General features: G+C 72.6%; 12 protein-coding genes. 3 read left to right on the top strand and 9 right to left on the bottom strand.

Annotated features, from left to right (window positions below; all coding sequences use genetic code 11):
* Positions 1-41 precede the first annotated feature (41 nt).
* From AC07A6_RS01505 to sbnA, 9 genes are all read right to left on the bottom strand, one after another.
* On the bottom strand, positions 42-290 hold the full coding sequence (locus AC07A6_RS01505; RefSeq protein WP_478775611.1) for an MbtH family protein: 249 nt from the start codon (positions 288-290) through the stop codon (positions 42-44).
* A 144-nt stretch (positions 291-434) separates the two neighbouring features.
* Positions 435-1,616 carry an FAD-dependent monooxygenase gene (locus tag AC07A6_RS01500; RefSeq protein WP_478775610.1) on the bottom strand — a complete coding sequence of 394 codons (1,182 nt, stop codon included), beginning with the start codon at positions 1,614-1,616 and terminating at the stop codon, positions 435-437.
* Positions 1,613-3,070 carry a condensation domain-containing protein gene (locus tag AC07A6_RS01495; protein WP_478775609.1) on the bottom strand — a complete coding sequence of 486 codons (1,458 nt, stop codon included), beginning with the start codon at positions 3,068-3,070 and terminating at the stop codon, positions 1,613-1,615. The genes AC07A6_RS01500 and AC07A6_RS01495 overlap by 4 nt, the downstream gene beginning before the upstream one ends.
* Complete coding sequence (locus AC07A6_RS01490; RefSeq protein ID WP_478775608.1) at positions 3,067-3,783, bottom strand: DsbA family protein; 717 nt, start codon at positions 3,781-3,783, stop codon at positions 3,067-3,069. Before AC07A6_RS01490 ends, AC07A6_RS01495 begins: the two co-directional genes overlap by 4 nt.
* Before the next feature lie 46 nt (positions 3,784-3,829).
* Positions 3,830-4,573 carry a 3-oxoacyl-[acyl-carrier-protein] reductase gene (fabG, locus tag AC07A6_RS01485; protein ID WP_362464822.1) on the bottom strand — a complete coding sequence of 248 codons (744 nt, stop codon included), beginning with the start codon at positions 4,571-4,573 and terminating at the stop codon, positions 3,830-3,832.
* A gap of 163 nt (positions 4,574-4,736) precedes the next feature.
* On the bottom strand, positions 4,737-5,831 hold the full coding sequence (locus tag AC07A6_RS01480; protein WP_478775607.1) for a beta-ketoacyl synthase N-terminal-like domain-containing protein: 1,095 nt from the start codon (positions 5,829-5,831) through the stop codon (positions 4,737-4,739).
* The gene (locus tag AC07A6_RS01475; protein ID WP_362464817.1) at positions 5,828-7,096 is read right to left on the bottom strand and encodes a beta-ketoacyl-[acyl-carrier-protein] synthase family protein; all 1,269 of its coding nucleotides are present in this window, start codon (positions 7,094-7,096) and stop codon (positions 5,828-5,830) included. Before AC07A6_RS01475 ends, AC07A6_RS01480 begins: the two co-directional genes overlap by 4 nt.
* Positions 7,093-7,356, bottom strand: a complete 264-nt coding sequence (locus tag AC07A6_RS01470) for an acyl carrier protein (RefSeq protein ID WP_007267082.1) — start codon at positions 7,354-7,356, stop codon at positions 7,093-7,095. Before AC07A6_RS01470 ends, AC07A6_RS01475 begins: the two co-directional genes overlap by 4 nt.
* Positions 7,357-7,417: 61 nt before the next feature.
* Complete coding sequence (sbnA, locus tag AC07A6_RS01465; protein ID WP_362464814.1) at positions 7,418-8,452, bottom strand: 2,3-diaminopropionate biosynthesis protein SbnA; 1,035 nt, start codon at positions 8,450-8,452, stop codon at positions 7,418-7,420.
* Positions 8,453-8,628: 176 nt separating this feature from the next.
* Here sbnA and AC07A6_RS01460 point away from each other — a divergent pair, with 176 nt between their 5' ends.
* The 3 genes from AC07A6_RS01460 to AC07A6_RS01450 all read left to right on the top strand — a co-directional run bounded on the left by AC07A6_RS01460 (position 8,629) and on the right by AC07A6_RS01450 (position 12,278).
* Entirely contained in the window at positions 8,629-10,227 is a 1,599-nt protein-coding gene (locus AC07A6_RS01460) for a tryptophan halogenase family protein (protein WP_362464811.1), read from the top strand.
* A gap of 97 nt (positions 10,228-10,324) precedes the next feature.
* Positions 10,325-10,978, top strand: a complete 654-nt coding sequence (locus tag AC07A6_RS01455; protein ID WP_362464809.1) for a flavin reductase family protein — start codon at positions 10,325-10,327, stop codon at positions 10,976-10,978.
* Positions 10,965-12,278, top strand: a complete 1,314-nt coding sequence (locus tag AC07A6_RS01450; RefSeq protein ID WP_362464806.1) for a cation:proton antiporter — start codon at positions 10,965-10,967, stop codon at positions 12,276-12,278. Before AC07A6_RS01455 ends, AC07A6_RS01450 begins: the two co-directional genes overlap by 14 nt.
* Positions 12,279-12,409 lie beyond the last annotated feature (131 nt).

Genomic DNA, 12,409 nt, shown 5'->3' with positions numbered 1-12,409 from the left:
AGGCCTTGGCGGTCCGGGACGGGCCCGGCGGTGCGGGTGGGTCAGGCCGCGGGGGCGGCCGACATGCGCCGGCGCAGGCTGGCGGGGCGCAGGTCGGTCCACACCTCGGTGATCCGGGCGAGGCATTCCTCGCGGGTGCCCTCGGTGCCCTCGGCGGTCCAGCCGGCGGGGAGTTCGCGCTCGGCCCACCAGAGCGAGTACTGCTCCTCGTCGTTGAGGACGACGCGGTAGCGGGTCTCCGCCTGTCCGCCGCCGTCGCCGGACCGGTTGCCGTTCTGCTGTTCGCTCATCGCTGTTCCCTTCGCGTGATCAGGTGTGGCCATCCTTGAAGAGGGCGCTATCGATGCCCTATCGAGCGCATATACGGGCCGGAACGCGGGACGGGCCCCCGGCGCCGGATGGCGTCGGGGGCCCGTGGGGGTGGGGGTGCGGTGTCAGGCTGCCGCGCTGGTCAGCGGGGTGCGCAGGGCGGCTTCCACGTCGTGGTCGAGGATCCAGCTCACGTCGGCGGCCGCGCCCCTGACGTCGCCGCCGGGGCCGCCGGGGCCGCCGCGGGGCTTGCCGCCCTCGCGGGAGCCGAGCTGTACCCGGGTGGTGTGGGGGCGGCGGAGCGCTTCGTAGCGTCCGAGGGCGGCTGCGGTGCCGTCGGCGCCCGGGGCCGCCTCGGCGAGGCAGACGGCGAGGGCGACGGCGTCCTCGACGGCCTGGTTGGCGCCCTGTCCGTGGTGCGGGAGCATCGGGTGGGCAGCGTCGCCGAGCAGGGTGGTGCGGGCGGTGCTCCAGCGTTCCAGCGGGGCCCGGTCGTACAGGGCCCAGCGGCGCACCTCGCCGGCCGCGCCCACCAGTTCGCGGACCTGCGGTGCCCAGCCGGCGAGTACGGAGTCCAGGTCGGCCCGGTCGCCGGCGCTGGTCCAGGACTCGGCGTCGCCCTCGGGGGCGGGGGCCACCACCACGTAGGTGAACTCCCGCCCGCCGGAGACCGGGTAGCACAGCACCCGTGCGCGGGGGCCGGCGAACATGTACATCCGGGCCGGGTCGAGGCCGGGTACGTCCGCCGCGGCGACCAGTCCGCGCAGGGCGCTGTTCCCCGAGTACACGGGGGCGTCGTCGCCGGCGAGGGCGCGCCGCACGGCCGAGTGCACCCCGTCGGCGCCGACCAGGACGTCGGCCCGGCCGGTGGTGCCGTCCGCGAACTCCAGCAGCACCCCGTCGGGGCGCTCCTCGTACCGCAGCAGCTCCTTGCCGGTTCGCACCCGCTCCGCCGGGACCAGGCCGGCCAGCATGCGGTGCAGGTCGCCGCGGTGGACGGTGAGGTAGGGGGCGCGGAACTGCCGCTCCCAGGACTCGCCCATCTCCTGCACGGCCACCGGGGAGCCGTCGTGGAAGGCGCGGACCTCCAAGGCCTCGGGGCGGACGGCCAGTTCGGCCAGGCGCGGGCCGAGGCCCAGGCGCTCCAGCAGCCGGGTGCCGTTGGGGCCCAGGTGCATGCCGACGCCCTGCTCGCGCAGGGCCTCGCCGCGCTCGTACACGGTGACGTCCAGGCCGCGGGCGTACAGGGCAGCGGCGGCGGTCAGTCCGCCCAGTCCCGCGCCGACGACGGCGACGCGGGGGCTCACCGCTGGTCCACGGCGTTCTCGAAGGACTCGAACTCGTCGAACTCGTCGAAGCCGTCGAAGCCGTCGAGGTCGGTGCCCGCGGCGGTGCCGAGGGCCAGCAGGGCCTCCAGCTCGTTCCCGCCGGCCAGTTCCACGTCGGCGACCGGGGTGTCCGGGTCCCGGACGGCGGCCGCGAGCATCCGCTCGTAGCCGTCGGCGAACCGCGTGACCGTCTCGCGGTCCAGTACGTCGGTGTCGTAGGAGAAGACGGCCGTGACCCCCTCCGGGGTCTGCTCGATGCGCAGCAGCAGGTCCAGCTGGCCCTCCTGCTGGGGGACGTCGATCAGGGCGATGTCGAGCCCCGCGTACGGGACGGACGGGCCCTCGCTCGCGCCCGGCGGGACGTTGGGCACCGGCGGCTCCATGCGGTCCATCTGGACGAGGAACAGCGCGGTGCGGAAGACGGTGGCGCGGGGGAAGGCCAGGGCGCAGGGGTAGCGGACGTTGACCATGCCGCGCATGACGCGCTCGCCGGCCTGGGCTGCGGCGCTGCGGAAGGTGGAGCGGGCGTCGAAGTCGGCGCGGACCGGCATGGTGTTGAGGAAGCAGCCGATCACGTCGCGCTGGGCGCGGCCCATCCGGCTGGTGGCGGGGACGCCGAGGACGAAGGCGTCCTGGCCGGTCCAGCGGTGGGTGAGGGCCTGGAAGACGGAGAGCAGGTACGCGAAGGGCGTCACCCCGGCGGCGGAGGCGGCGGCGGGCAGTCCGTCGGCGGTGTCCTTCGCGAGCTGCCGTACGACGGTTCCGCCGCGGTAGGAGCGCAGGGCGGGCCGGGGCCGGTCCAGGGGCAGTTCGGCGGCGGTGGCGCCGGCCACCGACTCGTGCCACAGCGCGGCGGCCCGCTGCCCCGCCTCGGAGGCGGTGTAGCGCAGCTCCTCGGCCGCGTGGTCGGCGTACGAGCCGGGGATGGGCCGCCAGGCGGGTTCGGTGCCGGCGGCGATGCCCGCGTAGGCGTCGAGGACGTCGCGGACGAGCAGCCAGCGGGAGGTGAAGTCGCTGACGATGTGGTGGGCGGAGGTGACCAGGGCCCAGTCCGTGTCGGAGCGGCGCAGCAGCACCACCCGGAAGGCTCCGGACTCCAGGCGGAAGGGGCGGGCTCCGGCCTCCTCGGCGGCGCGGTGCAGGTCGTCCTCGCCGGCGCCGTCGAGGTCGTGGAACTCCATTCGGACCAGGGGCTGTTCGCTGACGGTGCGGCGTACTCCGGCGGCGCTCTCGGTGAAGACCGAGCGCAGCAGGTCCTGGCGGGCGCCGACGGCGGTGACGGCGGCGTCCATGGCGACGGGGTCGACGCGGCCGCGCAGCCGCAGCGGCATGACGATGTTGTAGGCGGAGGCCTCGGGCGAGACCCGGTAGGCCGTCCACATGGACTGCTGGATCGCGGTGAGCGGCAGCGCCTCCACGGTGGTGGTGCTCATCCGCAGCCTCCTGCGTGGCTCATGTCGGTGGTGCGGCCGGCTCCGACGACGGCGAGTTCCCTCTCCTCGGGCTGCGCGGCGGGGGCGGGGGCCTCGTCCGCGAAGGAGGCGGCGAACTCCTCGACCCGGTCCAGGCCCCAGTAGGGCTCGGTGCCGTTGATGAAGTACGGGACTCCGAAGACCCCGTCGCGGTGCACGTCCTTCAGGGCGGCGGCCCCGCGGGCGCGCAGGCCGGCGTCGTCGGGGGCGGCGGCCACGGCGGCGGCGTCCAGGCCGATCCCGGCGGCGAGTTCGACGACGGTGGCGGGGTCGCAGATGTCGCGGCCCTCCAGCCAGCGGGCCCGTCCGGCGCGTGCCACCCATTCCCGGCCGAGGCCGGCGTCGGCGGCGAGGAACCAGGTCAGGTGGGCCGGCTCCCACCAGGGGGTGCGGTCGGCCGGCCAGGTCAGCGGCAGGTCCCGGTCGGCGGCGAGGCGGCGTACGTCGCGCAGGATGTAGAACTGCTTGGCGCGGCTCATCGGCGTGTACGGGAACTGCCCGCCGGCCTCTTCGAGGAGCCGGCCGGTGGTCTCGTCGGGCTCCCAGAAGGGGCGCCATTCGAGGCGGTCGAGCAGTCCGGGGTGCCGGCGCTCGATGTCGTGCAGGGCGAAGAAGTTGTAGGGGCTGCGCAGGTTGAAGTAGAACCGGGGCGGTTTGGCGGCACGGCCGGCCATGTCGAAACTCCTCTGTGAATCAGGCTGGTCCCGGTGGTCGGGCGGGTCAGACGACCAGACCGCCGTCGATGTGGAAGACCTGTCCGGTGATGTAGGAGGCGCGGTCGGAGGCGAGGAAGGACACCAGTTCGGCGACCTCGTGCGCCTCTCCGAAGCGGCGCAGCGGGATGCGGTCCGTCATCTCCTTGGCGTGCTTCTCGGACAGGGCGCCGACCATGTCGGTGGCGATGAAGCCGGGGGCGACGGCGTTGGCGCGCAGGCCGCTGCGGCCGGACTCCTTGGCGAGGGCCTTGGTGAAGCCGATGATCCCGGCCTTGGTGGCGGAGTAGTTGCTCTGGGTGGCGTTGCCGGCGGCGGCGACCGAGGAGAGGGTGATGATGGTGCCGCGGCGGCGCTTCATCATCGGGAAGGCCACTGCCTTGGCGAAGTTGAAGGTGCCGTCGAGGTTGGTGCGGACCACCGCGTCCCAGTCCTCGTCCTTCATCATGGCGAGGTGGCCGTCGCGGACGATGCCGGCGGCGGTGACCAGCACCTCCACCGGGCCGAGCTCCGCCTCGGCCTCCGCGGTGAAGGCCCGGACCTGTTCGCGGTCCGTGACGTCCACCCGGCGGGCCAGCACCCGCGCCCCCAGCGCCTCCGCGGACTTCGCGGCGAGCCGGGCGGCCTCTTCGTTGGACTGGTAGCAGAAGGCCACGTCGTGGCCGTCCCGCGCCAGGATCTCCACCACGGCCCGGCCGATGCCGCGGGAGCCGCCGGTGACGAGGGCTACCGGCCTCGGTGTCTCGGACATGGATAGGTGCCTCTCTCTCGGGACGCGGGTGTGCGTGCGGGGCCTGCGCGGGTGCGCGGGAACGGGTGGGGGTGCCGGGCTGCGGCGGTGCGGGGCTGCGGGCGGGGGCGCGTCGGCGGGCGGGGGCGCGTCGGCGGGCGCCCCCCGCTCCGGACCGCCCCGGTCAGCCGAGCCGGAGCAGGGTGGCCCCGACGGTGCCGTCCCGGTCGATGGCGGTGACCAGGGCGAGCCGGTCGACCAGGGCGGGCCGGGCGCCGGCGTGGGCGAGGACGGCGGCCAGCTGGAAGGCGGCCGAGGCGGCGGTGGCGTCGCCGACGAGGGGGCGTACGGCGATCCGCTCGCCCGCGACGCCGTCCAGCGCGGACTCCTCCTGCTTGCCGAGCAGCCCGGCCGGGGTGCCCGGGGCGACCAGGGCGACGTCCTCGGGGGCGGCGCCCGCGCCGGCGAGGACCTCCTCGACGCAGCGGGTCAGCGCGGAGCCGGCCCGCCCGCTCTCGGGGAAGGCCCGGAAGCGGGAGCCGAGCACGGTGGCGAGGACCTGGCGGCCCCCGTCGCGGGCGGCGTCCCCGCTCTCCAGCAGGAAGAGCGCGGCGCCCTCGCCGAGCGGGTCGGCCTCGGCCCCGCCGTGGTCGGCGACGTGCTCCAGGCGGGCCCGCTGGACGGAGTACTCCTCGGCGGCGCCGGCCAGCAGCGCGTTGGCGTGGCCGCCGCGCAGCAGCCGGGAGGCGTAGTTCAGGGCGAGCAGGCCCGTGGCGGAACCGCCGGAGACGGTGACGTTGGGGCCTTTGAGGGTGTGCCGGATGGCGCTCTGGCCGGTCGGGCAGTTCATCACGGTGTTCGGGAACCGGGCCGGGTCGACGAGGTAGGGCTTCTCCCCCGTCAGGGCGTCCTTGGTGAAGTCCATGATGGACTGGACGCTGCCGGAGGTGCCGAGCACCAGCCCGGTCTTCTCCGGGTCGGCGGCCAGGCCCCGGCCGAAGTCCTCCAGGAGTTCGCCGACGGTGACGACGGCGATGCCGGTGGCCCGGTCCATGGAGCGGGTGCCCTTGCGGCCGAGCACCTCCTTGATGTCGAAGCCGGGGATCAGGCCCGCGTCCTCGTACGGGACGGGCCACTTCCCGGTGTCGACGGGGGCGGTGGCCGCCGTCCGGGCGAGGAGTCCCTCGGCGAAGGCCCGGCGGCCCAGCCCGTAGGGGGAGCTGACCGCCCAGCCCGAGATGACGAGCTGCCGCTCGCGGGGTTCCGCTGCCGTGCTCATGCGACGGCGCTCCTCTCGTCTTCCCAGTGGCCGAGGACCAGGACGGCGTTGTTGCCGCCGAAGGCGAGTCCGTTGTTCTGCACGACCTTGAGGTCTGCTTCGACGGCCTCGTTCGGTACGCAGTCCACCCCGCACTCGGGGTCGGTGGTGCGGTGGTTGATCGTCGGCGGGATGAACCCCTCGCGCAGGGCGAGGGCGCAGGCCGCGGAGGCGAGGGCGCTGGCGGCGCCCATGGTGTGCCCGATCATCGACTTGATGGAGACGGTGCGGGGCAGGTCCTCGCCGAACACCTGGCGGATCGCGCCGACCTCGGTGACGTCGTTGGCCTTGGTGCCCGTACCGTGCGCGGAGATGAAGTCCACGTCGGCGGGGGTGATGCCGGCGTTGGCGTGCGCGGCGGTGATGCAGCGGGCGATCGAGTCCCGGTCGGGGGCGACCGGGTGGCTGGCGTCGCAGGACAGCCCGTACCCGAGGACCTCGGCGTAGATCCGGGCGCCGCGGGCCAGGGCGGATTCCAGTGACTCCATCAGCAGGATGCCGGCGCCCTCGCCGGTGAGGATGCCCTGCCGGTCGGCGTCGAAGGGCCGGCACACGTCGGGGGCGATGGTGCCGAGCCGGTAGAAGCCGGTGAAGGTCTTGCGGCACAGGGCGTCGGCGCCGCCGCACAGGGCCATCTCCACGTCGCCGGAGCTGATGGCGTCGTAGCCGTAGCCGACGGCGTAGTTGCCCGCGGCGCAGGCGGTCGGGACGGTGACCGTCTCGACGTCCTCCAGGCCCAGTTCGCGGACGATGCCCGCGGAGAGCCGGCCCGGCCAGACGCGCCGGGCGACCACCGGGTCGAGGGTGTCCTCGCCCTGGGCGACCTGGAGCCCGGTGAGGTGGTCCAGGTCGCGGGACTCGCCGTCGGTGGTGCCGACCGAGACCAGGGAGCGCCTGGCCCGGACGTCCGCCTCGGTGAGTCCGCCGTCGGCCACCGCCATGCGGGCCCCGGCGACCGCGAACTGGGCGGCCCGGCCGAGCTCGTCGGCCGGCAGCTCGCGCAGCCAGGCCTCCGGCTCGAAGTCGGTGATCTCGCAGGCGTTGGAATGGGAGAAGCCGGTGGTGTCGAACGCGCTGATGGGCTTGGCCCCGCTGCGTCCGCCCCGCAGGCCCTCGGCGAAGGCGTCGACGCCCGTGCCGATGCTCGTCACGACACCGAGACCCGTGATCACCACCCGGTGCCGGGGGGCGGGTCGCCGCCCCGTCGCGGCCGTCTCGGAGGTCACTTGCCCTCGGCCTCCGCGATCACGGCGTACACGCCGACCAGGTTGACCATGCGGCTGAGCTCGGCCTGCTCCAGCGTGATGCCGAAGACGCGCTCCAGCGAGGCGAGGATCTCGATGGTGCGCAGGGAGTCGGCGTCGTGCTCCTCCTTGAAGAGGCTGGTCTCGGTCACCTCGTCGAGGTCGAGCTCCAGGATGTCGCAGACGATCTCCTTGATCTGCTCCTTGCGCTCGGCGTCGAGGGTGGCGATCTGGGTGGTCATCCGAATTCCTCCGTTGCGTGGGGATCGTGCGGGGGCGATGGTTCGATGGTGGGAGCGGCCGCTATCCGTGGCCTATATCCACGAGGTGGGGCGTGACGGCCGGCTGCGGGTCCTTCCACAGGTGGGAGACCTCGCCGAACTGGCGGCGCACCCAGTCGTCGTCGTAGATCGTCTCCAGGTAGCGGTCGCCGCCGTCGGGCAGGACGAGCACCACGTTGGAGCCCGGGATGATGTCCGGGGCGATCCGCTCCAGGGCGGAGACGACGGCCCCCGAGGAGCCGCCGGCGAGCACCGCTTCCTGGCGCACCAGCCGGCGGCAGCCCACGACGCAGTCGAGGTCGCCGACGTGGATGACCCGGTCCGCGTCCGAGGGGCGCAGCAGCCGGGGAACGACCGAGGCGCCGTGTCCCGGGATCAGCCGGGTGACGCGCTCGGGCGGGGCGAACAGCACGCTGCCGATGGCGTCGACGGCGTTGACGGTGGTGTTCATGCCGTGGCGGCGGATGTACTCGGCGCAGCCGCCCAGGGTTCCGCTGGTGCCCGCGGCCACGACGAGCTGGTCGACGCGACCGTCGAGGGCCTCGGCGATCTCGCGCATCGTGTTCTGGTGGGCGATGGGGTTGAGCGGGTTGGAGTACTGGTCGGGCCAGTAGGCGTCGGGGGTCTCGGCGACGAGGTCGGCGACCCGTCGCAGCCGGGCGGGCAGCAGCTCGCCGGTGACCGGGTCGGGGTCGACGACGATCTCGACCTCGGCCCCGTAGGCCCGCAGGATCGCCACGTTCTGCCGGGTCGTGCGGGCGTCGACGACGCAGATGAAGCGCAGGCCGAAATAGCCGCAGATCTGGGCGAGCCCGATCGCGAGATTGCCCGAACTCGACTCGATCACCGTGGATTTGCCCGGGACGAGTTCCCCGGACCTGATGCGCGCCAGCACCATGGAGAGTGCGGAGCGGTCTTTGATACTTCCTCCGGGATTGAACCGCTCCACCTTCGCGAACACCCGCGAGCCGAGGCCCGGCAGCAAACGCTCCAGTTCGATGAGCGGCGTTCCTCCCACGGTAGAGAGGATTCCCTTCGTCCCTTCGTCGTACGGCATCTGATGCAGCCATCCTCTGCTGGGAGTTGCGGGGTGCGGATACAACGGGACCGAGATTCGGCCAATCCGCTATACCGACGCCATACGGCTGGTTATAGGTGGCGCATAGTCGACGGTCCGAATCTCTTCCCATCGCACAACGGAACTCCCCAGCAGACGGAAGAGAGAGTCCCCACATGACCGGCACCGACTCGCGCATTCAGAAAGTCGTCATCCTGGGCGGCGGTACCGCCGGCTGGATGACCGCCGCCTATCTCGGGAAGGCCCTGCAGGGCACCGTGGACATCACGGTCCTGGAGGCGCCGGCGATTCCGCGGATCGGTGTCGGCGAGGCCACCGTCCCGAACCTCCACAAGGTCCTCTTCGACTACCTCGGGATCGCCGAGGAGGAGTGGATGCGGGAGTGCAACGCCAGCTTCAAGATGGCGGTGCGGTTCGTGAACTGGAGAACCGGCGGCCAGGGCCAGCCGGACGCGCGTGAGCTGGAGAACGGCGGCCCGGACCACTTCTACCACCCGTTCGGCATCCTGCCCGACAGCGACAACGTCCCGATGTCGCACTACTGGGCCAAGCGGAAGCTGGAGGGGCAGACCGAGGAGCCGTTCGACTACGCGTGCTTCCGCGAGCCCCCGGTGATGGACGCGAAGAAGTCCCCGAAGTGGCTCGACGGCACCCCCTCCACCCGCTACGCCTGGCACTTCGACGCCGCCCTGGTCGCCGACTTCCTGCGCCGCTTCGCCACCGAGAAGCAGGGCGTCAACCACGTCCAGGACGAGATGACGCACGCCGAGAAGGACGAGCGCGGCTTCATCACGGCCCTGCACACCAAGGCCGGCCGGGTGCTGGACGCCGACCTGTTCGTGGACTGCTCCGGCTTCCGCGGCCTGCTCATCAACCAGGCCCTGGAAGAGCCGTTCATCGACATGAGCGACCACCTGCTGTGCGACAGCGCCGTCGCCACCGCGGTCCCGCACGACGACGAGGCGAACGGCATCGAGCCGTACACCTCCGCCATCGCGATGTCCTCCGGCTGGACCTGGAAGATCCCGATGCTGGGCCGTTTCGGCTCCGGTTACGTCTACTCCAGCAAGTTCACGACCAAGGAGGAGGCGACGAAGGAATTCAGCGCCCTGTGGGGGCTGGACCCGGAGACGACGAAGTTCAACCACGTGAAGTTCCGGGTCGGCCGCAACCGCCGCGCCTGGGTGAACAACGTGGTCAGCATCGGCCTCTCCTCCGCGTTCCTGGAGCCGCTGGAATCGACCGGCATCTACTTCATCACGGCGGCCATCTACCAGCTCGCCAAGCACTTCCCGGACCGCACCTTCAACCCGGAGCTGGCGAACAGCTTCAACCGCGAGATCGAGGTGATGTTCGACGACACCCGCGACTTCATCCAGGCGCACTTCTACTACGCGCCCCGCAACGACACGCCCTTCTGGCGGGCCAACAAGGAACTGACCCTCCCGGAGAACATCCAGGAGAAGATCTCCGCCTACAAGGCCGGCCTGGCCATCAATTCGCCGATCGCGGACGAGTCCACGTACTACGGCAACTTCGAGGCGGAATTCCGCAACTTCTGGACCAACGGCAGCTACTACTGCGTCTTCGCCGGCCTCGGCCTGGAGCCGGACGCCCCGCTGCCGATCCTCGCCCACAAGCCCGATTCCGTGGCCGGCGCCGAGGCCCTGTTCGGCAAGGTCAAGCAGGAGCAGAACCACCTCCTCGACACCCTCCCCAGCACGTACGACTACCTCCGCAAGCTGCACGGCTAGTACGCAGTCGCTTCCTTCCGGTGCGCAGGCCCGGAGCCGGCCCCTCCCTCCGGCTTCCGGGCCCCGCGCCGCACCCCAGACCAGGAGAGTCCCGCTCATGACAGCCACTTCGCAGCCGTCCCCCTCCGCCACCGCCGTCACCACCGTCCGCGCCGGCCTGTCCGACGCGGCCGAAGCCGACATCAGGCCCCTGATGTCGGCCTTCCCCTCGGGCGTCTCGGTGATCACCACGATCGGCACGGACTCCGAGCCGCGCGGCATGACGTGCAGCTCGCTCGCCAGCGTCGCCCTCTCCCCGCCCACCGTGGTGCTGTGCCTGCGCACCGGCAGCCCGACCGTCCAGGCCGTCCTGGAGACCGGGCACGTGGCCGTCAACCTGCTCCACGAGAACGCCCGCCCCGTCTCCGACCTGTTCGCCTCGGGCGCCCCCGACCGCTTCGAGCGCGTTGAGTGGCGGCTGCCGCTGGGCGCCGGCGGCCCGCACCTGGCCGGGGCCTCGCACGCCATCGCCGACGGGGAGGTCACCCAGGCCGTCGAGTTCGGCGACCACACCGCCGTGTTCGTCCGGATCACCCGGGTCTCGCTGCACGACGGCGAGGAGCCCCTGCTGTACGGCAAGCGCCGCTACGCCCGCTGGACCGACGCCACGGCCGTCCCCGGCCCGCCGGCGGCGGCCCCTCCCCTGCCGGCGATACCCGCCCCGCTCGTCGCGCCGTCGGACCGGGAAGGAGCCGCCGGTGTCCGCCCGTGACCCGCTGCCCGACCTGCTGATCGCGATCCCCACCGTCATCATCGCGTGCAAGGCCGGCGCGATGCTCTTCCGCCGGCTCGGTCAGCCGCCGGTGGTCGGCGAGATCGCCGTCGGCATCCTGCTGGGCCCCTCGCTGCTCGGCTGGCTGTGGCCCGATGCCCAGACATGGCTGTTCCCCGGGACGGTCCTGCCGTTCACCGGGGCGTTCGGAAACATCGGTCTGCTGGCGTTCATGTTCCTGGTGGGCCTGGAACTCAACCTCTCGGCCCTGCGCGGGCACAGCCGTACCGCCATCGGCGTCAGCCAGGCGAGCATCGCGCTCCCGCTGGTCCTCGGCTCGGGCCTGGCCCTGCTGATGTACGACACGATGGCCCCGAAGGGCGTCACCAAGCTGGCGTTCGTGCTGTTCATCGCCGTGTCCATGAGCATCACGGCCTTCCCCGTGCTCGCCCGGATCCTGACCGACCGGGGGCTCTACAACACCCGGATCGGCGCGCTGGCCATGGCCTGCGCGGCGGTGGACGACGTGACCGCCTGGTGCCTGCTCGCCGCGGTCGTCGCCGTCAGCACCAGCAGCTCCCCCGTCGAGGCGGTCACGACGGCGGCGCTCGCGGCCCTGTTCCTGGCGTTCATGATCTACGCGGTCCGGCCGCTGCTCGCCAAGTGGGCCGTACGGGCCGCCCGCACGGTGGACTCCGTCGTCCTGGTGGTGCTCTTCAGCGGTCTGTGCCTGTCGGCCTTCACCACCGACAAGATCGGCGTGCACGCCCTGTTCGGCGCCTTCGTCTTCGGGGTGATCACCCCGCGCGGCTCGCGGGTGATCGAGCTGTGCGCGGCCCGGCTGCGGGCCTTCACCATCCCCATCCTGCTGCCGCTGTTCTTCGTCAACACCGGACTGAAGACCGATGTGGGGCTGGTGGCCGCCGACCCGGTGATGCTGCTGTGGGCCGGCGCCGTCATGGTCGTGGCCTTCCTCGGCAAGTGGGGCGGCAGCACGGCGGCCGCCCGCGCCACCGGCCAGTCCTGGCGGGACGCCATGTCGATCGGGGCGCTGATGAACTGCCGCGGCCTGACGGAGCTGGTGGTGCTGAACCTGGGGCTGGAGCTGGGGGTGATCGGGCCCGAGCTGTTCACGATGCTGGTCCTGATGGCCCTGCTGACCACCGCGGTCACCTCGCCGGCCCTGTCCTGGATCCGCCGGGGCCTGTCCCCGGGCAAGGAGGCCGCCGACACGGCCGAGGGGCCGCTGGTCCACGAGCCGGTACGGCTGCCGGCGAAGGCGGCCGCCCTGTCCCCCTGACCCTGCGGTCCCGACCGCCGCCGGTGGGGGGGGGGCGTCCCCCCCCCCAGGGAAGAAACGCGCGCACCAACGAGGCGTAGCAGTTTTTCCCGTTGGTCCCGCTGCCCGCCCCACAAAGGGGGAGGGGTGCT

Source organism: Streptomyces sp. NPDC044002 (assembly GCF_056434525.1).
Note: the sequence above shows the minus strand (reverse complement) of the source record. Positions and strands in the feature narration are given on the sequence as shown.

Bases quoted from the DNA above. Each gene is read 5' to 3' on its own strand.
- AC07A6_RS01505 (WP_478775611.1), bottom strand. From the start codon at position 290: ATGAGCGAACAGCAGAACGGCAACCGGTCCGGCGACGGCGGCGGACAG.
- AC07A6_RS01495 (WP_478775609.1), bottom strand. From the start codon at position 3,070: ATGAGCACCACCACCGTGGAGGCGCTGCCGCTCACCGCGATCCAGCAG.
- AC07A6_RS01490 (WP_478775608.1), bottom strand. From the start codon at position 3,783: ATGGCCGGCCGTGCCGCCAAACCGCCCCGGTTCTACTTCAACCTGCGC.
- fabG (WP_362464822.1), bottom strand. From the start codon at position 4,573: ATGTCCGAGACACCGAGGCCGGTAGCCCTCGTCACCGGCGGCTCCCGC.
- AC07A6_RS01480 (WP_478775607.1), bottom strand. From the start codon at position 5,831: ATGAGCACGGCAGCGGAACCCCGCGAGCGGCAGCTCGTCATCTCGGGC.
- AC07A6_RS01470 (WP_007267082.1), bottom strand. From the start codon at position 7,356: ATGACCACCCAGATCGCCACCCTCGACGCCGAGCGCAAGGAGCAGATC.
- sbnA (WP_362464814.1), bottom strand. From the start codon at position 8,452: ATGCCGTACGACGAAGGGACGAAGGGAATCCTCTCTACCGTGGGAGGA.
- AC07A6_RS01460 (WP_362464811.1), top strand. From the start codon at position 8,629: ATGACCGGCACCGACTCGCGCATTCAGAAAGTCGTCATCCTGGGCGGC.
- AC07A6_RS01455 (WP_362464809.1), top strand. From the start codon at position 10,325: ATGACAGCCACTTCGCAGCCGTCCCCCTCCGCCACCGCCGTCACCACC.